18 protein-coding genes and 1 tRNA gene are annotated in these 18,850 nt (G+C 63.0%); 13 read left to right on the forward strand and 6 right to left on the reverse strand.

Annotation, left to right across the window (positions count from 1 at the left end; all coding sequences use genetic code 11):
* Nucleotides 1-19 precede the first annotated feature (19 nt).
* The 4 genes from FF124_RS05335 to FF124_RS05350 form a co-directional block, all read right to left on the reverse strand.
* Nucleotides 20-994 carry an ABC transporter permease gene (locus tag FF124_RS05335; RefSeq protein WP_138747469.1) on the reverse strand — a complete coding sequence of 325 codons (975 nt, stop codon included), beginning with the start codon at nucleotides 992-994 and terminating at the stop codon, nucleotides 20-22.
* A complete protein-coding gene (locus FF124_RS05340; RefSeq protein ID WP_138747470.1) occupies nucleotides 994-1,971 on the reverse strand; it encodes an ABC transporter permease in 978 nt (325 codons plus the stop codon). The genes FF124_RS05335 and FF124_RS05340 overlap by 1 nt, the downstream gene beginning before the upstream one ends.
* On the reverse strand, nucleotides 1,964-3,484 hold the full coding sequence (locus tag FF124_RS05345; protein ID WP_210237441.1) for a sugar ABC transporter ATP-binding protein: 1,521 nt from the start codon (nucleotides 3,482-3,484) through the stop codon (nucleotides 1,964-1,966). The genes FF124_RS05340 and FF124_RS05345 overlap by 8 nt, the downstream gene beginning before the upstream one ends.
* Nucleotides 3,485-3,574: 90 nt before the next feature.
* Nucleotides 3,575-4,552 carry a sugar ABC transporter substrate-binding protein gene (locus FF124_RS05350; RefSeq protein WP_138747472.1) on the reverse strand — a complete coding sequence of 326 codons (978 nt, stop codon included), beginning with the start codon at nucleotides 4,550-4,552 and terminating at the stop codon, nucleotides 3,575-3,577.
* A 110-nt stretch (nucleotides 4,553-4,662) separates the two neighbouring features.
* Here FF124_RS05350 and FF124_RS05355 point away from each other — a divergent pair, with 110 nt between their 5' ends.
* Genes FF124_RS05355 through FF124_RS05370 form a run of 4 tightly spaced genes read left to right on the forward strand, consistent with a single transcriptional unit; the run spans nucleotide 4,663 to nucleotide 8,884 of the window.
* On the forward strand, nucleotides 4,663-6,180 hold the full coding sequence (locus FF124_RS05355) for an FGGY-family carbohydrate kinase (protein ID WP_138747473.1): 1,518 nt from the start codon (nucleotides 4,663-4,665) through the stop codon (nucleotides 6,178-6,180).
* On the forward strand, nucleotides 6,177-7,235 hold the full coding sequence (locus FF124_RS05360) for an alcohol dehydrogenase catalytic domain-containing protein (protein ID WP_138747474.1): 1,059 nt from the start codon (nucleotides 6,177-6,179) through the stop codon (nucleotides 7,233-7,235). Before FF124_RS05355 ends, FF124_RS05360 begins: the two co-directional genes overlap by 4 nt.
* Complete coding sequence (locus tag FF124_RS05365) at nucleotides 7,235-7,900, forward strand: class II aldolase/adducin family protein (RefSeq protein ID WP_138747475.1); 666 nt, start codon at nucleotides 7,235-7,237, stop codon at nucleotides 7,898-7,900. Before FF124_RS05360 ends, FF124_RS05365 begins: the two co-directional genes overlap by 1 nt.
* A gap of 3 nt (nucleotides 7,901-7,903) precedes the next feature.
* The gene (locus FF124_RS05370; RefSeq protein WP_138747476.1) at nucleotides 7,904-8,884 is read left to right on the forward strand and encodes a sugar-binding transcriptional regulator; all 981 of its coding nucleotides are present in this window, start codon (nucleotides 7,904-7,906) and stop codon (nucleotides 8,882-8,884) included.
* Nucleotides 8,885-8,980: 96 nt separating this feature from the next.
* On the opposite strand, the gene FF124_RS05375 is transcribed toward FF124_RS05370, so the two are convergent.
* Nucleotides 8,981-9,070: transfer RNA gene (locus tag FF124_RS05375), tRNA-Ser, on the reverse strand.
* A gap of 444 nt (nucleotides 9,071-9,514) precedes the next feature.
* On the opposite strand from FF124_RS05375, the gene msrA reads away from it, so the two are divergent.
* The 9 genes from msrA to deoA all read left to right on the forward strand — a co-directional run bounded on the left by msrA (nucleotide 9,515) and on the right by deoA (nucleotide 18,439).
* The gene (gene msrA / locus FF124_RS05380) at nucleotides 9,515-10,165 is read left to right on the forward strand and encodes a peptide-methionine (S)-S-oxide reductase MsrA (RefSeq protein ID WP_138747477.1); all 651 of its coding nucleotides are present in this window, start codon (nucleotides 9,515-9,517) and stop codon (nucleotides 10,163-10,165) included.
* A gap of 251 nt (nucleotides 10,166-10,416) precedes the next feature.
* Nucleotides 10,417-11,406 carry a BMP family lipoprotein gene (locus FF124_RS05385; protein ID WP_138747478.1) on the forward strand — a complete coding sequence of 330 codons (990 nt, stop codon included), beginning with the start codon at nucleotides 10,417-10,419 and terminating at the stop codon, nucleotides 11,404-11,406.
* A gap of 131 nt (nucleotides 11,407-11,537) precedes the next feature.
* Entirely contained in the window at nucleotides 11,538-13,049 is a 1,512-nt protein-coding gene (locus FF124_RS05390; protein ID WP_138747479.1) for an ABC transporter ATP-binding protein, read from the forward strand.
* Between the two features lie 7 nt (nucleotides 13,050-13,056).
* On the forward strand, nucleotides 13,057-14,169 hold the full coding sequence (locus FF124_RS05395) for an ABC transporter permease (RefSeq protein WP_138747480.1): 1,113 nt from the start codon (nucleotides 13,057-13,059) through the stop codon (nucleotides 14,167-14,169).
* Nucleotides 14,170-14,172: 3 nt separating this feature from the next.
* On the forward strand, nucleotides 14,173-15,144 hold the full coding sequence (locus FF124_RS05400; RefSeq protein WP_138747481.1) for an ABC transporter permease: 972 nt from the start codon (nucleotides 14,173-14,175) through the stop codon (nucleotides 15,142-15,144).
* Nucleotides 15,145-15,148: 4 nt separating this feature from the next.
* Nucleotides 15,149-15,547: a cytidine deaminase gene (cdd, locus tag FF124_RS05405; RefSeq protein ID WP_138747482.1), complete on the forward strand. Its 399-nt coding sequence runs from the start codon at nucleotides 15,149-15,151 to the stop codon at nucleotides 15,545-15,547.
* A complete protein-coding gene (locus FF124_RS05410) occupies nucleotides 15,544-16,338 on the forward strand; it encodes a purine-nucleoside phosphorylase (RefSeq protein WP_138747483.1) in 795 nt (264 codons plus the stop codon). The genes cdd and FF124_RS05410 overlap by 4 nt, the downstream gene beginning before the upstream one ends.
* Nucleotides 16,339-16,341: 3 nt before the next feature.
* Nucleotides 16,342-17,115 carry a deoxyribose-phosphate aldolase gene (gene deoC / locus FF124_RS05415; protein ID WP_138747484.1) on the forward strand — a complete coding sequence of 258 codons (774 nt, stop codon included), beginning with the start codon at nucleotides 16,342-16,344 and terminating at the stop codon, nucleotides 17,113-17,115.
* Between the two features lie 7 nt (nucleotides 17,116-17,122).
* Nucleotides 17,123-18,439, forward strand: coding sequence for a thymidine phosphorylase (gene deoA, locus FF124_RS05420; protein ID WP_138747485.1), 1,317 nt, complete (start codon nucleotides 17,123-17,125; stop codon nucleotides 18,437-18,439).
* A gap of 6 nt (nucleotides 18,440-18,445) precedes the next feature.
* Here deoA and FF124_RS05425 read toward each other — a convergent pair whose 3' ends face one another.
* Nucleotides 18,446-18,718: an usg protein gene (locus tag FF124_RS05425; RefSeq protein ID WP_138747486.1), complete on the reverse strand. Its 273-nt coding sequence runs from the start codon at nucleotides 18,716-18,718 to the stop codon at nucleotides 18,446-18,448.
* Nucleotides 18,719-18,850: the final 132 nt, after the last annotated feature.

Raw genomic sequence — 18,850 nt, forward strand, 5'->3', positions numbered from 1 at the left:
GAGCGGGGCCGCTGTGGTCTCAGCTCTTGCGCATGTTGCGCTGGGCGACGGCCAGCGCAAGGGCGGCAACGAGGATGATGCCGGAAAGCGCGTCCTTGGTGTTGAAGTTCAGCCCCATCAGGTTAAGCCCGTTGGTGACCACGCCGAGGAACAGAACGCCCGCCACCGTGCCCGGAATATTGGGCCGCCCGCGCGGATGAAGCGCTGCGCCGATGAAGACGGCGGCAATGGCATCCAGCAGATAGGCAAAGCCTGAAAGCGGGGTGAACATGCGGATATTGGCAGCGGCAATCAGCCCGCCGAAAGCGCAGGTCGCCGACGCCATGACAAAGCATAAGAACAGGATCCGGTTGACCTTGATGCCGGCAACGACAGCCGCCGAACGCTGCATGCCCATGGCATGAATGCGCCGGCCCCAGACGGAGCGTTCCAGCACGAAGAAATAGATCGCGGCCAGCACGAGCGCGATGATGACTTCGGAGGGAATGCCGAACAAGTCGCCAAGGGCAAGGCTGCGGAACTCATCCGGCATCTGTCGATAGGAAATCGGCCCGCCGCCATTGGTGAAGATGCGCTGCACGGAGGAGCCGATGAAGAAGGTGCCGAGCGTCGCCAGAAACGGGCTGATGCGCAGGCCGACCACCAGCGCCGCGTTCAACAACCCGACCAGTGCGCCGCCGGCAATGCCGATACAGGCCGCGCCGAACCAGTGAATGCCAAAGCTCTTCATGGCGACAATCGCGAAGGCGGCGCCGAAATCGAGCGCGATGCCCACGGACAGATCGATGCCGCCGGTCGCCACGATCAGCGTCATGCCGAGCGCGATGATCATCAGGATCGCGGACCCTTCAACGATGTTCATCAGGTTCTGGCCCTGGACGAAAACCGGGTTCCAGGCGGCGAAGAACACGACGAAGAGGGCAAAGACGATGAGGAATCCGAACCGGACGACGATATCGCGCCAGAGCGGCGTGCTTGCGGTTTCACTTGCCATTACTGCACCCTTTGCGAAATTGCCGACAGGGCCACGACCACAAGGATCAGCGCGCCCTTGACGAGGTCGGTCCAGAAGACATTGACGCCGATGGTCTTCAGCCCGATCGAGATGGCGGCGACCAGAACCGCGCCCAGCACGGCCCCCCACATGGTCACCACCCGGCGGGGCGAAAAGGCGGCCCCCAGGAAGTTCGCCAGCACCATTTCCAGCATGAGATTGTTTTCAACGCCCGGCGAATAGCCATTGCCGCGCGCCAGCACGAAAAAGCCCGTCAGGAAGCCCATGAAGGCGGCGAGCAGATAGGACTGGGCAACCAGCCGGTCGACCTTGAGTCCTGAAATTTCCGCCGCATCGCGGCTGCCGCCGGCTGCCTGGAGGTTGAGCCCCCAGCGCGTGCGATGCAGGAGGTGATAGGCGACGATCACGACGAGGGCGACGATCACGATGCCGAGCGGAATGCCGAAGACAAAGTCCTCGCGCAAGAGCCCGATATGACCATCGGTCAGGTTAATGCGCCGCCGCGACGTCACCATGTTGTTGATGCCGACCAGCGCCACGAACATGGCAAGCGTGGTCAGAAGCGGCGTCATCCTGAGACGCGTGATCAAGACGGCATTGACCGCGCCGGCGGCAAGCGCTGCGGCAAGGGCGGCGAGCGACGCTACGAAAAGCGACAGGCCCGAAGCCAGAAGGACTGCCGTGATGCCGGCGCAAAGCACGGCCGTTGCCGGGATCGAAAGATCGATGCCGCCGGAGACCACATCATCGCCGCCGGCCATGACAACGGCCGACAGGCCGGTCACCAGCAGGACCACCGGCAGGCTCTGCATCAGGACGAGCTTCAGGTTGAACAGCGTCATGAAATTGGGCGCGTTGAGCCCGACATAGGTCAGAAGCGCCAGAAAGATGATCAGCGGCAGGAAGCCGACAAGCTCCGCCATCAGCCGATGGCGGGCGATGGATCTGCTAAGCATGGGCCGCCTCCCGTCTTTCGTCCGCGCCCGTGGTTGCCGCAACGAGGCGGTCGACCTGCAGCGCCTCGCGATCGATCGTCCGGCTGACGGCGCCGCGCATCATCACCGCAACGCGGTCGCAGACGCCGACAAGCTCGACCGGGTCTGATGATGAAATCAGAACAACCGCGCCGGCCTCGGCGAGCCGTTCGATCAGCTGGTAGATTTCCGCCTTCGCGCCGACATCGACGCCGACCGTGGGCTCGTCGAAAATGAAGACCCGCGCATCCTTGGCGAGCCAGCGGGCCAGAACCACCTTCTGCTGGTTGCCGCCGCTTAAGAAACGGGTGACGGCGGCGGGATTGGCCGGGCGGATATCGAGTTCGCCGATCAGTTCCTCGGTCTTCGCCCGCGCCTTCTTCCTGTCGACAAGACCGAAAGCGGCATTTTCGTCGAGCGTCGACAGCGTCGCGTTTTCCTCAACCGTCATCGACAGCACCAGCCCGTCATGGCGACGGTCGCGCGGTACCAGCACGAAGCCCTGCTCGACCGCCCGCGCCGCCGTTTTCAGCTGTATCGGCTTTCCGTCGAGCGAGACCGAGCCGGCCTCGGCGCGGCGAAGCCCGTAAAGCGTGTCGACCAGTTCCTCGCGCCCCGAGCCGATCAGCCCGGCTATGCCGAAGATTTCGCCGCGACGGACGGAAAGGTCGATGCCCTCGAACGCATGGCCGTCGCCGAGACCTTCGATACGAAGCGCGATTTCGCCCGGGGTGCGGCGATTATCCGGGAAGAAGGCGGAGAGCTCTCGCCCGATCATGGCGGAGACGAGCGCCGGCGCGATATCGTCCGTCACCGTCTCGAACAGGCTGACATCCCGCCCCTGGCGGAAGACCGTCACCCGGTCGCAGATTTCGGTGATCTCGTTCAGATAATGCGAAACGTAAAGGATCGCGATTCCCTGGCGCTTAAGCCTGGCAATCGCATGCATCACCTTCAACACCTCCTCGCTCGCAAGCGGGGCCGTCGGTTCGTCAAAGACGACGACCTTCGCGTGACCGTCGATCAGCGCGCGGGCGACCTGCACGAGCTTGCGCTCTGCAGGGCCGATATCGCGGATCAGCCGGTTTCCGGGCAGTTCGATGCCCAGCGTATCGCGCAGAAAGGTCTCCGCCTTGCGCCGCATGGCGCGCCGTGCAAGGCCGAGCGGGCCGGCGATCTCCTGCCCCATGAACACCGATTCGGTCACCGTGAAATGGGGAACCAGATGCAATTCCTGGTGGATGAACCGCACACCGGCGGCATGCACATTGTCCGGCGTCGCCGGATCGAGTGCGTCTCCGCCGATCTCGATTGTGCCGCCTTCGGGCTGGTAGATGCCCGCCAGAACCTTGATGATCGTCGATTTTCCCGCGCCGTTCTCGCCGACAAGGCCGTGCACCTCGCCAGGCCGAACGTCAAGACTGGCGCCGTCGAGCGCCTTGACGCCGGGAAAAACCTTGACGATGTCCTTCAGCCGAAACGCAGTATCGGACATTTCGCCTCGCATATTATTGTTCTTTGCGCTGCCTTTTCAGGGGGCGGCCGCCATGCGTTTGCGGGCGGCCGCACTGATCGGAAGGGCAGTCTAGTTCAGGCTGCCGTAGCCCAGGTCCTCATAGGCCTGGCGGGCCTCTTCCGGACCGTTTACCGGCATGACATCCACATAGGTCTGCGGCAGAAGCTCCTCGCCGGCAAAATAGCGCGCGACGTTTTCAGCCGATGTCGCCCCGATCAGATAGGGCTGCTGGGCCACATTGGCGACGAAGGGGCTTCCCTCCTCGGCCATGATTTCCAGCGTCTCGGGTCCGCCGTCAAGCGCGGTGACCTTGATCTCCGTGCGGCCGGTTTCCTCCAGCGCCTGCACGATGCCGATGGCGGGCTGGTCCCAGCAACCGACATGGATCGCATCGATCGTACCCTCCGGATACTGGCTTAAGAGATCGAGCGTCTGACGACGGGCATCTTCCGGCGCATTGGCGAATTCCTCGGCCAGTTCCGGCTGGATGATCTCGATTTCCGGATAGTCCTGCAGCACGTATTTCCAAAGCCCGGTGCGGATGCCGCAAATGCGCAGCGATTCCTCGAAGGCGTTGAAGACCGCGACCTTGCCCTTGCCGCCGATAGCGTCCGCCATGTAGCGGCCGATGGTCGTGCCCATCGTGTAATTGTCGGACGTCGTGTTATTGGTCGAATAGGGCGAGGGATGATCGACGGTGAAGACCGGAATGCCGGCATTCTTCAGCGCCTCGAATTTCGGCTCGACGGCGCCGTCGCCAAGGATCGAGATTACGGCGTCGACCCCACGGTTCAAGAGCACATCGTGGTTGTCGGCGTGGACCTGGTTGTCGCGACCGCCATCGACCGGGACGACCGTGCCGCCAAGTTCCTCAACCGTGGTGGTGGCGCCGTTGAAGGCTTCGCGGTCCCAGAAATGCTGGGTTCCGACGACGGCGACGCCGATGGTCTTGCCCTCAAGCGACAGACCGTCTTCCTGGGCCGCAGCCGGAATGGCGTACAGGCCTGCAGCAGCGGCCATGAAGGCCGCAGCGACGAATTTTTTCATGTTCTCCTCCCTTAGAACTTCGTGACACCGCAGTGTCCCCAGAACAAGAACAATTCGCTTTACAAAAGTCAAGAAATATTTCAATTGTAGAAATCCATGGAGGAGCATGCGTGACTGAACTGAGAATAGGACTGGATGTCGGCACGACCGCAATTAAGGTCGCTGCCTACACGCCGGAGGGCGAATGCATGGCCAGTGCTGCCCGCGTCAACAAGGTATCGCGCCCCGCGCCGGGCCATGCCGAACAGGATATGGACACGATCTGGACGCTGACGGCCGAATGCCTCAGCGAATTGTCGGCGAAATGCGAAGGCGCGTCCTTTGCCGCGCTCGGGGTCTGCGCTCAGGGCGATGGCCTGTGGCTGATGGATGAAGCCGGCAAGCCCTGCGGCAACGCCATGCTGTGGAACGATACCCGCGCCTCCGCCGATCTTGAGACCCTGGCGCAAAGAGGCGCAACGGGCGCCGTGGGGCTTGGCTGCCACACTGACCTGTGGCCCGGAACCTCGGCCATGCTGTGGCGCTGGCTGCGCAGGAACCGTCCCGAAGCCGCCGCATGCGCCAGGGCATCCTTTACCTGCGCCGACTGGATCGGCTTCCGGCTCACCGGCAAGATCGCGACCGATTTCTCCAATGCCTCCATCCCTCTCATCGATTTTGAAACCCGCAGCTATGGCCCGCGCCAGCTCGACCTGCTTGAATGCAATGATCTTGGCGCGATTCTCGCAGCCCCCAAACGGGCTTCGGAAAAACTCGGCGCATTGTCGCCGGACGCCGCAAGAAAGACCGGGCTTCCTGCCGGGCTGCCGGTCTCCGTCGGCACGCTCGACCTTGCAGCGATGATCGTCGGCATGGGGCTCGATCGCCCGGGCCAGACGATGATGATCCTCGGCACGACGGCCGTTGTAAATATCCTGACCGATCATGTGACGCCCACAGAAAAGCCGGTCGGCGCATCGGCGCTGCATCCGACAAGCGAGGCGATCATCCGTATTCTTGCGCCCTCAACCGGTGCTGCCGCGTTCGACTGGTTCACCGCCCTTCACCCGAAAAGCCTCGGCGGCGAATCGACCGAAGAGATTGCCGGCAAGCTCAATGCGCTGGTCGAGGACGTGCCGCCGGGCGCCAACGGCGTGACCTTCCTGCCCTATCTGAACGGCGAGCGCGCGCCCTTCGTCTCCCCCGATATCCGCGCCCAGTTCCACGGGCTGAGGGCAGACACGACCAAGGCGGAGATGGGCCGCGCCGTCATGGAAGGCACGGCGATGAGCCTGCGCCATTGTTTCGAGGCGGAAGACGGCCTGCCCCCGGCGCCGGTGCAACTGACCGGCGGCGGATCGAAAAATCCGGTCTGGTGCCAGATCATCGCCGATGTGATCGGCCAGGACATCGAGGTGTCGCCGGCCTCCGACCAGGGCTTGTGGGGCGCTGCCTGCCTGGGCGCCGCGGCTGCCGGCCTCGGCGACGCGATTGCCCTTTCGAAGCGCGAGGAGACCCCCACAGTCTATCGCGCCCGGCCCGAAATCCACGAACAATATTGCGCGGTCTATCGCCGCTACGCGCTGATCTCTTCAGCCATGCGCACCCTTCAGACCGCCCTCAACAGCCTGAAGGAGGAGAACCCATGAACGCAATGATGAGAGCGGCCGTCTACCACGCCCTTGACGATATCCGGCTGGAAGACAGGCCCGTTCCCGAGATCGGCCCCGGCGAGGTTCTCCTGAAGACGCTGGCCTGCGGCTTGTGCGGTGGCGAGACCATGGCATGGTACAAGAAGGCGCAGCCCAAGGTGCTCGGCCACGAGCCCGTCGGCGAAGTGGTGAAGGTCGGCGAAGGCGTCACCGACTACAAACCCGGCGACCGTCTGTTCGTCAATCATCATGTCGGTCGGGTGAATTCCCACTGGTCGCTGCGCGGCCACTTCACCCGCGACCCGTTCTACTCGTCGATGAAACTCGATCCGGGCGGGGTCTGCGAATATTACCGCGTCACCGCCCAGCATCTGGCCATGGATGCTCATAAACTCCCCGACAGCATTTCCAACGAGGCGGCGACGACGATCGAGCCCTGGTCCTGCGTGCTTTCCGGGCTGAAGGTTTGCAATATCCAGCCGGGCGATACGGTCGCCGTCGTCGGGGCCGGTTTCATGGGCCAGGGCTTCGTGCATCTGGCGCCGCTTTTCGGCGCCGGCAAGGTCGTCTCGCTCGATTTTTCCGAGTGGCGGCTGGAAAAGGCGCGGTTCTTCGGCGCGACCCACACGATCAACCCGAAGACCGCCGATGCGGTTGCCGAAATGCGCGCGCTCAACAATGGGCGGCTCGCGGACACCGTGATCGTCATTGCCCCCTTCCCGTCAGCCTGGGAACAGGCGATGGCGTTGGTCGAGCCGGGCGGCTGCCTGCATCTCGGCGCGCCGCTGCCACCGGGAACAGACTGGGTCCAGGACGGCCACAAGGCCTATTTCGACCAGATCACCGTCACCTCGCGCTACTCGTCCGACCACCGCGACACCTACAGTTATATCCGCCTCTTGGAAGCCGGACGGATCAGGGCGGAAGACGCCATTTCGCACCGTTTTGGCATTGAAGACAGCGCCGAGGCATTCCGCATGCTGGTCGAGGCGGAAAAATCGCTGAAGATCGTCGTCTACCCCCACGGCATACCGGGCAAGGAGGCAGCCTGATGCTGGAAGAACTCAAGGAAATCGTCTGCGAACAGAACCACGAGCTGCCGGCGGCCGGCCTTGTCGTCGGCTCAGGCGGAAATGTCTCGGGACGCGACCCGGAAACCGGCCTCGTCGTGATAAAACCATCGGGCGTCAAATTCGCCAAGCTGACGCCGGAGACCATGGTGGTGGTCGATCTCGATGGCAATATCGTCGAAGGCCAAATGAAACCCTCGGTCGACACCGGAGTCCATCTTTATATCTACCGCCATCGCGACGATGTCTTCGGCATCGCCCACACCCATTCGCCCTATGCAACGAGCTTTGCCGCGCGTGGCGAGCGGATCCCCGCCGTGCTCACGCCGATCACCCACATGATCGGCCGCGACGTGCCCTGCTCGCGCTATGCGACGCCGGGCGAGGTCGATACCGGCCGTGCTGTGGTTGAAGCGGCGGACGGCGGCTGGGCGGCACTCGTCAAGGCGCATGGCGTGTTCACCATGGGAACCTCTGCAAAAGAGGCCACGTCCATTGCCATGTACCTGGAGGAGGCGGCAAAAACCACGCATTTTGCCCTGCTGCGCGGAGACGTTGAAGAATTGTCTGCCGAAGAGCAGGCCCGCTGCTATAACTGGTTCCGCAAGAACTACGGACAATCGGGAAACAAGGACGTCAGCAGCTAGCTCATGAAACACGCGCAGCGTCACACCTCGGCAGGCGGGGAAAAGGATGCGCTCCTTTCCAATGTCGCCCTCCTTTATTACGGCGAGGGCCTGACGCAGGGCGAGATCGCCCGGCGGTTCAAGATCTCGCGGGCAACCGTCGTCAACATGCTGCGCGAGTGCCGCGAAAAGGGCATTGTCGAAATCCAGGTCGACGGCGCGCTCCTTGCCGCCTCCAGCTTGTCGCGTGACCTTTGCGCGCGCTACGGCCTTGAGGATGTCTATGTGGCAAGCGGCGAAGCCGCGCCGTCTGCCGGCGGCAGGGCCGAGAACCTGCCTCTGGTCGCCCGGGTCGCGGCCATGGCGGTGCTCGATATCGCAGAAGCCGGCGACAGGATCGGCGTCGCCTGGGGCGAGACGATTGCCGCCATGGCGAAGGCCATGCCGCGCGCCCCGATGAGCGATATCGAGGTGTGCCAGTTGATCGGTTCCAAGGATTCCGATCGCGTTCCGGCGTCCGAGATCTGCGCCATCGAGGTCGCCAACAAGCTCGGCGCCGACTGTTTCACCCTGCATGCGCCGGGAATTGTCTCGACCGTGGCGCTGGCCGAGGCCTTTCGCAGCGAACCCACGATCAGGACGCAGCTTGCCCGCCTCGCCGACCTCGACCTCACGATCGCCTCCGTCGGCAATGTCGCCGACGACACCCATCTGGTCACCGCCGGCATGGCGACGCCTGCGGCGTTGCACACTGCCCGGCAGGCGGGTTGCGTCGGCATCTACTGCTGCCGCTATATCGACGCCGACGGCAACGACATGCCGCTCGAACCCCAGGAGCGGATCATCGCCGCAAGCATCGACAACCTGAAGACGGCGCGAAAACGCCTCCTCGTCGTTTGCGGCGCCGACCGCCTGCAGGCGACCCGCGCGGCAATCAATGGAAGCCTCGTGACGCACCTCGTCGTCGACGAGCCGCTGGCAAGCGCGCTGCTTGCGATGGAATGAAATCGAGCCTTCACCCGGAGAGCGGCGGGTTCGAGAAAACGATTCTCGAAAAGTGGGTACGCTTTAGGTTGGAGGGTGGCGAAGCGCAAGCAGAGATGGCGGACAGAGAGGGATTCGAACCCTCGATACGGTTGCCCGTATACACGCGTTCCAGGCGTGCGCCTTCGACCACTCGGCCACCTGTCCGTCCCGGTGCCGGCCTCGGTAAAACCGAAGGGTGGGACCGGCGCGATATATACCGATGCCGTGGCGATGATCAACCCGAATCTGACAGATTTTTGAATTGTTTCGAAAGCGCATAAGGCACCGCAACAAAGTGCGGCGGGACCGAAGCGCAGCGGGTACGGCGCGAAGCGCCGCGAAGGGCAGGCAGCAGGCGGCCTTGCGCAAAGACCGTCTTGTTGCGGCGCATTTCGCTTCTTATCTGAGAAGAAAGAGACGTCGCCCGCCGGCCTTCAATTGCTTTTGAGGCGGGGGAACCGGAAGCTCTATCTATTCGTTCCACCGGATCGGCGCAGAAAAGCGCATTTTCGCTGAAAGGCCCTTTCGCTCCGTTCTTTGATTGTTTTGATGCATGTTCGCCAAAGCCGGGAAGGCCATCTGTCGGCGAAATGCTCCAGGGAGACCATCATGTTTCTTTCCGCCTTCAACAGGCAAAAGACAGTCATGCCGTCGCCGGACACCGCTCTGCCCGGCCGATCGGACCCCATCCCCACGGCAGAGCGCCATTTCGTCAACGGCCGCGCGCTTGCGCCGCCTTATCCGGACGGCATGAAAGAGGTGCAGTTGGGCATGGGCTGCTTCTGGGGGGCGGAGCGGCTTTTGTGGCAGACGCCGGGCGTCTACGTCACCGCTGCCGGTTATGCGGGCGGGATAACGCCCAACCCCACCTATGAGGAAACCTGTACCGGGCTGACCGGTCATGCCGAGGTGGTGCGGGTCATCTATGATCCTGCCGAAGTCGGTCTCGAGCGCCTTCTCAGGCTGTTCTTCGAAGCCCATGACCCAACCCAGGGCATGCGCCAGGGCAATGATATCGGCACCACCTATCGTTCGGCGATCTATCTTGAGAACGCGGACGACCTGAGGCTTGCCGAAACGATGCGCGACCGTTTTCAGCAGGCGCTGCAGGATAATGGCCGCAATGATGTGATCACGACGGAAATTGCCCCCGCCGGCGCATTCTACATGGCCGAGGATTATCACCAGCAATATCTCGCCAAGAACCCCGCCGGCTATTGCGGTCTGAAGGGCACCGGCGTCTCCTGCCCGGCCGGCTGAGACGCACCGGCAAGAGAAGGACGAAACCGAGGGAGCGCCGCCGCGCTCCCTTTTTCATGCGCCGCCGACGCGCTTTCGCACTGTGCACGCCATTTTTGCCCAAGGGGTAAATTTTGTGATGAAATTTTGTCGAAGCCGTGCAACGATAAGCTCCAATCCGGCCGGTTGCGGCCGGTCGTGTTCAGGAGGGGGCATCGCGCCTGCCGCCGAACAGGGTCCATGAGCACACTCAAAGGGAACAGAGCAGCGTTATGAAAAAAACTATCCTGAGCCTTATCGCGCTTACCGCCATGTCAACGACCGCACTGGCCGATTTCAAGCCGGCGCTTGTCTACGGAACCGGCGGCAAGTTCGACAAATCCTTCAACGAGTCGGCCTATAACGGCGCGGAAAAATTCAAGGCCGACACCGGCGTCGAATATCGCGACTTCGAGCCGACCGGCGACGCCCAGGGCGAACAGGCGATCCTCAACTTCGCCTCCATGGGCTTCAACCCCGTCGTGGCCCTTTCCTTCGCCTGGAAATCCGCTGTCGAGAAGATTGCGCCGCAGTTCCCCGATACCGAATTCTACATCGTCGATGACGTGATCGAGGCGCCGAATGTCCAGTCCGTCGTCTTCAAGGAAGAACAGGGTTCCTATCTCGTCGGCCTTCTGGCGGCGATGAAGTCGGAAACCGGCACGGTCGGCTTTGTCGGCGGCATGGACATTCCGCTGATCCACAAATTCGGCTGCGGCTATGCCCAGGGCGCCAAGGCGGCAAACAGCGACGCCACCATCCTGCGCAATTTCGTCGGCACCACGGGTGCGGCCTGGAACGACCCGGTCACCGCCGGTGAGCTGACCAAGAACCAGATGGACCAGGGCGCCGACGTGATCTACGCGGCGGCCGGCGCCTCGGGCCTCGGCGTGCTGCAGGCCGCAGCCGATGCCGAGAAATATTCGATCGGCGTCGACAGCAACCAGAACTATGTTCACCCGGGCTCGGTCCTGACCTCGATGGTCAAGCGCGTCGACAACGCCGTCTATGACGCCTTCAAGGCGAGCCAGGACGGCAAGTTCGAAGCCGGGATCAACTCCCTCGGCGTTGCCGACAATGGTGTTGGCTGGGCCTATGACGAGTACAACAAGCCGCTGATCACCGAAGACATGCTCGCCGCCGTCGAAAAGGCCAAGGAAGGTATCGTCTCGGGCGAGATCGAGGTGCACGACTACTCCGTCGACAACACCTGCCCCTACTGATCCGGCTCAAGCTTCGCACGGGCGCGCTTCTGCGTGCCCGTGCGCGCCGGAAACCCGTTTCGCCTGCCCTGAGCAGGGCCTCCTGAGCGCCGTCAACGGCGCGCGATCCTCGTTTGGGAGTTTTTAAGCTTTTGAGCACACCGCCCGCAATCGAACTTATCGGTATCGACAAGAGCTTCGGGCCCGTTCACGCCAACAAGAATATCAATCTGAAGGTTGAGAAGGGCTCCATCCACGGCATTATCGGTGAAAACGGGGCCGGGAAATCGACCCTGATGTCGATCCTCTACGGCTTCTACCAGGCCGATCGCGGCGAAATCCGCGTCAACGGCAAAGCGCTTGAAATCGCCGACAGCGACGACGCCATTGCCGCCGGAATCGGCATGGTCCATCAGCATTTCATGCTGGTGGAGGATTTTACCGTACTGGAGAACGTCATGCTCGGCGCCGAGGGCGGCTCGCTCCTCAACAAGGGCGAAAGCAAGGCCCGCAAGGAGCTGAAGCGACTGGAAAGCGAATACGGCCTCGAGGTCGATCCCGACGCGATCATCGAGCAATTGCCCGTCGGCCTTCAGCAGCGCGTCGAAATCCTCAAGGCCATGTTTCGCGGCGCGGAGATCCTGATCCTCGACGAACCGACGGGCGTGCTGACGCCCTCGGAAGCCGATCACCTGTTCCGCATTCTCGGCATGCTGCGCGACCAGGGCCATACGATCATCCTCATTACACACAAGTTGCGCGAGATCATGGCGATCACGGACGAGGTCTCCGTCATGCGCCGCGGCGAGATGGTCGCGACCCGCAAGACCGCCGAGACGACGGTGGAGGAACTGGCAGAACTGATGGTCGGCCGCCGCGTGCTGCTGCGCGTCGAAAAGGGCGAGGCTAATCCAGGCGATGTCGCCCTTTCGGTGCGCAATCTGACCGTCCACGACAATCGCGGCGTGCCGATGGTCAAGAACGTCTCCTTCGACGTGCGCGCCGGCGAGATCGTCGGCATTGCCGGCGTTGCCGGCAACGGCCAGTCGGAGCTTCTGGAGGCGCTCTCCGGCATCCGCAAACCGCATTCGGGCGAGATCTATGTACACGGCAAGAAGATCGTCAACGCCAATCCCGCCACATATCGCAAGATCGGCGTCGCCCATATTCCCGAAGACCGGCACCATATGGGCCTGATCCTGCCCTTCGAGGAGCGCGAGAACAGTATTCTCGGCTATCACCAGCGCGAGGAATATGGCCGCGGCGGCGTACTGAACCGCCAGGCGATCCTCGATGACGCGCGCGAGAAGATCGAGAAATACGATATCCGCCCGCCGAACCCGCTGCTGAAGACCGCCAATTTCTCCGGCGGCAACCAGCAGAAGATTGTAGTGGCCCGCGAAATCGAGCGCGATCCGGATATCCTGCTCGTCGGCCAGCCGACGCGCGGCGTCGATATCGGCGCGATCGAGTTCATCCACCGGCGCATCATCGACATGCGCGACAGCGGCAAGGCCGTGCTTCTGGTCTCCGTCGAGCTCGACGAGATCCGCGCCCTTGCCGACCGCATTCTGGTAATGTTCGCCGGCGAGAATGTCGGCGAGGCAAAGCCCGATGCAGGCGAACAGCAACTCGGCCTGATGATGGCCGGCATAGCGTCTTGAGGTCGAAATGAGCGCTGCCAACACGCCCCTGCCCGGCTGGGTCACATTCTTCCTGATGCCGCTCTTGAACCTTGTCACCGCTCTGGTCATTTCGGGACTGGTGATCTGGATGATCGGCCAGAACCCCTTCGAGGCCCTGGGCTACCTCCTCAACGGCGCGCTTGGCAACGGCATGGGGATCGGCTTCACCCTTTATTACGCCACCAACTTCATCTTCACCGGGCTTTCCGTGGCGATGGCCTATCATGCGGGTCTCTTCAACATCGGCTCGGAAGGTCAGGCCTATGTCGGCGGGCTTGGCTGCGCGCTCGTGGCGCTGGCGCTCGACCAGTATGTGCCGTGGTATGTGACCATGCCCTTTGCCATTCTCGGCGCCGGCATCTTCGGCGCCGCCTGGGCCTTCATCCCCGCATGGCTGCAGGCCAAGCGCGGCAGCCACATCGTCATCACCACGATCATGTTCAACTTCATCGGCGCGGCTCTGATGGTCTATCTCCTGGTGCATGTGCTGAAGCCCGCCGGGGCCATGTCGCCTGAAACCCGCGGCTTTGCGCCCGGCGGACAACTGCCGGATCTCGACTGGCTGATGGCGATGTTTGGCTCAAGGCTCGGCCCTGCGCCGCTCAACGTCTCCTTCATCATCGGCCTGGTCATGTGCGTTGCCGTGTGGTTCCTGATCTGGCGCACCAAATTCGGCTATTCGGTGCGCGCGCTGGGCATGAGCAAGACGGCCGCCACCTATGCCGGCATTCCCTATGCCCGCACGGTTATCGTCACCATGCTGCTTTCCGGCGGGCTTGCCGGCATGATGGCGCTCAATGTAGTGATGGGGTCGGCAGACCGGCTGCAGGTAGAATTCGTCGGCGGCGCGGGCTTTGTCGGCATCGCCGTGTCGCTGATGGGCCGCAACCATCCGCTCGGCATTCTGCTGGCGGCGATCCTGTTCGGCATTCTCTATCAGGGCGGCGCCCAGCTTTCCTTCATGATGCCGCAGATCACCCGCGACATGATCGTGATGATCCAGGGTCTCGTCATCCTGTTCGCCGGCGCGCTTGAGTTCCTCTACCGACCGGCCCTTGCCAGGGTGTTTTCCAGACGACAGATGTTGGCGGAGGCCTGAGCCATGCAAACGATTGATATCATTGTCGGCATGCTCGGCTCGACCATCCGTCTTTCCATCCCGCTGATCTTCACGGCGCTGGCCGGTCTTTTTTCGGAACGCTCCGGCATTTTCGACATCGGCCTTGAGGGCAAGATGCTGGCGTCGGCCTTCGCCTCCGCCGTGGTTGCCTATTATACCGGCTCCCCCTGGCTGGGACTTCTGGGCGGCATCCTCGTCTCCATCCTCTTCAGCCTCGTTCACGGCTATGCGTCGATCACCGCGCGCGGCAACCAGATTGTCTCCGGCGTGGCGCTCAATTTCGTCGCCGCCGGTCTGACCGTCGTGCTCGGCAATGCCTGGTTCCGCCAGGGCGGACGCACGCCGCAGCTTGCGAACACCGCTCGCTTTACCGAGATCGAATTTCCAGGCGCGGAGGCGGTAAGAGATACGGGCTTTCTCGGCAAATTCTATGCCGATGTGATCTCGGGTCAGAACATCCTCGTCTACCTCGCTTTCATCACCGTTCCGATCGTCTGGTGGGTGGTCTACAAGACCCGCTTCGGCCTGAGATTGCGGGCCGTCGGCGAGAACCCGGGCGCGGTCGATACCGCCGGCATCTCGGTCGTCTGGCTGCGCTACCGCGCCGTTATCATCGCCGGCTTCCTCTGCGGCTTCTCCGGCACCTATCTCGCGATCGCCCAGTCCGCCTCCTTCATCAACAACATGTCGGCCGGCAAGGGCTATATTGCGCTGGCGGCGCTGATCTTCGCCAAGTGGAAACCGATTCCGGTGATGTTTGCCTGCCTGCTGTTCGGTTTCCTCGGTGCGTTTTCGAACTTCATGCAGGGCAAATCCATGCCGCTGATCGGCGAAGTTCCGGTTCAGTTCTATCAGGCCCTGCCCTATATCCTCACCTGCGTGCTTCTGGCCGGCTTCATCGGCACCGCGCGTCCGCCCAAGGCCGGCGGCATTCCCTACACCAAGGAGCGGTGAGACGATGGCAACGGCTGAGGAGCTTTTCGAGACGGCCCGCGCGGCCAGCGCCAGGGCCTATGCGCCCTATTCGAAGTTTCCGGTGGGCGCTGCCCTTCTGACGGATGACGGCCAGGTCTTCGCCGGCGCCAATGTCGAGAACCTCGCCTTTCCCGAGGGCATCTGCGCGGAAGGCGTCGCGATCGGCCATATGGTGATGGGCGGCGCGCTGAAGATAAAGGCTGCGGCCGTCTATGCGCCGCGCCTCGCACTCTGCCCGCCCTGCGGCGGCTGCCGGCAGAAGCTTGCCGAGTTTTCCGACCCCGACACCAAGGTCTACCTTTGTGACGATGGCGGCGTTCGCGAAACGGTGACCGTGGCCGAACTGCTGCCGCACGCCTTTGCCACCGGTGAGATCGGATGAGCGACGCTGCCCTTCTGCTGCGCGAGGCGCTTGGCGACCTGAAACCCCGCACCGCCATGGTCCTCGGCTCCGGCCTTGGCGGGCTGACGGAAGCGCTTTCCGACAAACAGTATTTCGCCTTTTCCGAACTGCCGGGCTTTCCCTTAAGCGCCGTCAGCGGCCACGAAGGCTCGGTCGTGATCGGCAGGCTTGCCGGCACGCCGGTGATCATGCTGTCGGGCCGGGTGCATTATTATGAACAGGGCGACGCTGCGGCGATGCGCGTTCCGCTCGAGGCGCTCGCCGCTCTCGGGATCGAGGAACTCCTGCTGACCAACGCCGCCGGATCGCTGAGAGAGGACATGCCGCCGGGCTCGGTGATGCTGATTACCGACCATATCAACTATTCCGGCATGAACCCGCTGATCGGCGAGAAATCCGACCGGCGCTTCACCGGCATGAGCCAGGCCTATGATGCCGGTTTGGCGGACGCGATGCGGCAGGCGTCCCGCGATTTGGATATTCAGCTTGCCGAAGGCGTCTATATGTGGTTTTCAGGACCGAGTTTCGAAACACCGGCGGAAATCCGCATGGCCCGGACGCTGGGCGCCGACGCTGTCGGCATGTCCACGGTGCCCGAGGTCATTCTGGCGCGCTTTCTGGGTCTGAAGGTCGCCGCGGCTTCCGTCATCACGAATTTCGGCGCGGGCATGAGCCAGGGTGAACTCGGCCATGAGGAAACCAAGGAGATGGCGCCGATCGGCGGCCGCAAGCTGGCCGCCATTGTCAAACGCCTGATTGGCGAGGGGTAAGCCATGAAACATCATACAGAGCAGGAAGCCGCCTCGGTTTCGCTCTCGCTTCTGGACCTGACGAACCTTTCCGACGATTGCACCGAAAAGGATATCGAGGCGCTGATCGCGCGCGCCTACACGCCCTACGGCACGCCGGCGGCGATCTGCATCTGGCCGCGCTTTGTGAGCCTCGCCCGGCAGATGCTCGGAACCGATCACATGATCAAGATCGCCACCGTGGTCAATTTCCCCTCGGGCGACATGTCGATCAGCGCGGTGGAAGAAGAGACCGAACAGGCGATCCGCGATGGGGCGGACGAGATCGATCTCGTGATCCCCTACAACAAGCTGAAGGCCGGCAATGAATGGGCCGTCAGCGAGATGGTCCGCGCCATCCGCTTTCTCTGCCGCGAACCGGTTACGCTCAAGGTGATCCTCGAAACGGGCGAACTGGCCGATGCGGCCCTCATCCGCAAGGCGGCCACGATCGCCATTGCCGAGGGCGCCGATTTCATCAAGACCTCGACCGGCAAGGTCAAGGTGAATGCCACGCTGGAAGCCGCCGACATCATGCTCGGCGTCATCCGCGAGGCCGGTCGCAAGGTCGGCTTCAAGCCCGCCGGCGGCATCTCCTCGGTGCGCGACGCGCAGCTTTACCTGAGCCTCGCCGAAACGGTGATGGGCGAGGGCTGGGTGATGCCGACAACCTTCCGCTTCGGCGCTTCCGGACTTCTCGATGATATCCAGGGCGTGCTCGCGGGCAGGCACTCGACCGTGACCGGCGGCGGCTACTAGGCGGCCGATGCTGGCGCAGGAGACGATCCGAAGGAAACGGGACGGCTTCGCGCTTGCGGCGGCCGAGATTTCCGAATTCGTCCGCGCGCTTTCCAACGAAACGCTGTCCGAAGCGCAGGCCGCCGCCTTCGCCATGGCCGTCTATTTCCAGGGCATGGACGAGGCGGAGACCGTGGCGCTGACCCTCGCCATGCGCGACAGCGGCACGGTTCTCGCCTGGCCCGACATTGACCGCCCGGTGGCCGACAAGCACTCGACCGGCGGGATCGGCGACAATGTCTCGTTGATGCTGGCGCCGATCGCCGCGGCAGCCGGCCTTGCCGTGCCGATGATCTCCGGTCGCGGTCTCGGTCCCACCGGCGGCACGCTCGACAAGCTGGAATCGATCCCCGGCTATGACGTGAGCCCGGACGCGGCAAGCCTGCGCCGCGCAATTGCCGAGGCCGGCTGCGCCATTGTCGGCCAGACCGGCGCGCTGGCGCCTGCCGACAAACGGCTTTACGCGATCCGCGACGTTACGGCGACGGTGGAATCCATGCCGCTGATCGTTTCCTCCATTCTGTCGAAGAAACTGGCCGCCGGTCTCCAGTCGCTGGTGCTCGACGTCAAGTTCGGCAGCGGCGCCTTCATGACGAGCGCCGCCGACGCTGCGGATCTCGCGCGACGCCTTGTCACGGTCGCCAATGGCGCCGGCCTGCCAACGAGCGCGCTGGTGACCGACATGAACGAGCCGCTTGCCGATGCGGTCGGCAATGCCGTCGAGATCGAAAACGCGCTTTCCTTTCTCAGGGGCGAGAAGACGGGCACACGGCTTGAGACGGTCGTCATGGAACTTGCCGCCGAGATGATTGTCGGCGCGGGTCTCGCCGAGGATCGGGCATCTGCCCAAGCCATTGCCGCGAATGCGCTCTCAAGCGGCCGCGCGATGGAAACCTTCTCGAAGATGGTCGCGGCACTCGGCGGACCGTCCGATTTCATCGAGAAATCCGAAACCTATCTGCCGGCAGCACCCGTCATCCGCCCCGTCGCGGCGGGACGATCGGGCTATCTCGTCGCATCGGACGCACGGGCGCTGGGCATTGGCGTGGTCACGCTTGGCGGCGGGCGCAGCAAGCCCGGCGAGCGCATCGACCATCGCGTCGGCTTTTCCGGGCTCCTGCCGCTCGGCGCGTTTGTCGAGGCAGGCGCGCCGCTGGGTCTCGTCCACGCGGCAACGGCGGGCGATTGCGAGGCCGCAATGCAGACGCTGCGCGACGCCTATATAGTCGGGGATGAAGCGCCCGCCGACCGCCCGCTGGTGATCAAGCGGATCGGCGAAGCCTGAGCGCGATCAGTGCAGCGTGATCTCGCCGGAGACCTGACGCCATTCATTCGGGCCGATCAGCCGCTTGTGGGCATAGCGGACCGAATGCAGCGGACCGTCGAGGTTCTGCTTCCAGAAATCGAGAAATTTGTGCATTTGCGGAAAATCGGGCGCGAGATCGTAGTCCTGCCAGAGATAGGTCTGCAGGAGGCTGTCGAAGTCGGGGAGACGATAGAAAATATGGGCCGTGGTCAGCCCGTAGCCGGCAAGCTGCATTTCAAGTTCCGAAGCAAATCGCATGTTCCACCTCATTGTCGTTGACAATTTCAAAGGCTGACGTATTTTCGCGACGGCTTCAATCCGAAATTTGATTTTTGCGATATTTTTCAAAGGCTTGGCAGCACTCCTCCGCAAGTGCTGCCAAGCGTGTTG

This window comes from Martelella lutilitoris (genome assembly GCF_005924265.1).
Taxonomy (GTDB): Bacteria; Pseudomonadota; Alphaproteobacteria; order Rhizobiales; family Rhizobiaceae; genus Martelella; species Martelella lutilitoris.

Bases quoted from the DNA above. Each gene is read 5' to 3' on its own strand.
- FF124_RS05350 (WP_138747472.1), bottom strand. From the start codon at position 4,552: ATGAAAAAATTCGTCGCTGCGGCCTTCATGGCCGCTGCTGCAGGCCTG.
- FF124_RS05365 (WP_138747475.1), top strand. From the start codon at position 7,235: ATGCTGGAAGAACTCAAGGAAATCGTCTGCGAACAGAACCACGAGCTG.
- FF124_RS05400 (WP_138747481.1), top strand. From the start codon at position 14,173: ATGCAAACGATTGATATCATTGTCGGCATGCTCGGCTCGACCATCCGT.
- FF124_RS05370 (WP_138747476.1), top strand. From the start codon at position 7,904: ATGAAACACGCGCAGCGTCACACCTCGGCAGGCGGGGAAAAGGATGCG.
- FF124_RS05335 (WP_138747469.1), bottom strand. From the start codon at position 994: ATGGCAAGTGAAACCGCAAGCACGCCGCTCTGGCGCGATATCGTCGTC.
- msrA (WP_138747477.1), top strand. From the start codon at position 9,515: ATGTTTCTTTCCGCCTTCAACAGGCAAAAGACAGTCATGCCGTCGCCG.
- FF124_RS05395 (WP_138747480.1), top strand. From the start codon at position 13,057: ATGAGCGCTGCCAACACGCCCCTGCCCGGCTGGGTCACATTCTTCCTG.
- FF124_RS05385 (WP_138747478.1), top strand. From the start codon at position 10,417: ATGAAAAAAACTATCCTGAGCCTTATCGCGCTTACCGCCATGTCAACG.
- deoA (WP_138747485.1), top strand. From the start codon at position 17,123: ATGCTGGCGCAGGAGACGATCCGAAGGAAACGGGACGGCTTCGCGCTT.
- FF124_RS05410 (WP_138747483.1), top strand. From the start codon at position 15,544: ATGAGCGACGCTGCCCTTCTGCTGCGCGAGGCGCTTGGCGACCTGAAA.
- cdd (WP_138747482.1), top strand. From the start codon at position 15,149: ATGGCAACGGCTGAGGAGCTTTTCGAGACGGCCCGCGCGGCCAGCGCC.
- FF124_RS05340 (WP_138747470.1), bottom strand. From the start codon at position 1,971: ATGCTTAGCAGATCCATCGCCCGCCATCGGCTGATGGCGGAGCTTGTC.
- deoC (WP_138747484.1), top strand. From the start codon at position 16,342: ATGAAACATCATACAGAGCAGGAAGCCGCCTCGGTTTCGCTCTCGCTT.
- FF124_RS05360 (WP_138747474.1), top strand. From the start codon at position 6,177: ATGAACGCAATGATGAGAGCGGCCGTCTACCACGCCCTTGACGATATC.
- FF124_RS05345 (WP_210237441.1), bottom strand. From the start codon at position 3,484: ATGTCCGATACTGCGTTTCGGCTGAAGGACATCGTCAAGGTTTTTCCC.
- FF124_RS05425 (WP_138747486.1), bottom strand. From the start codon at position 18,718: ATGCGATTTGCTTCGGAACTTGAAATGCAGCTTGCCGGCTACGGGCTG.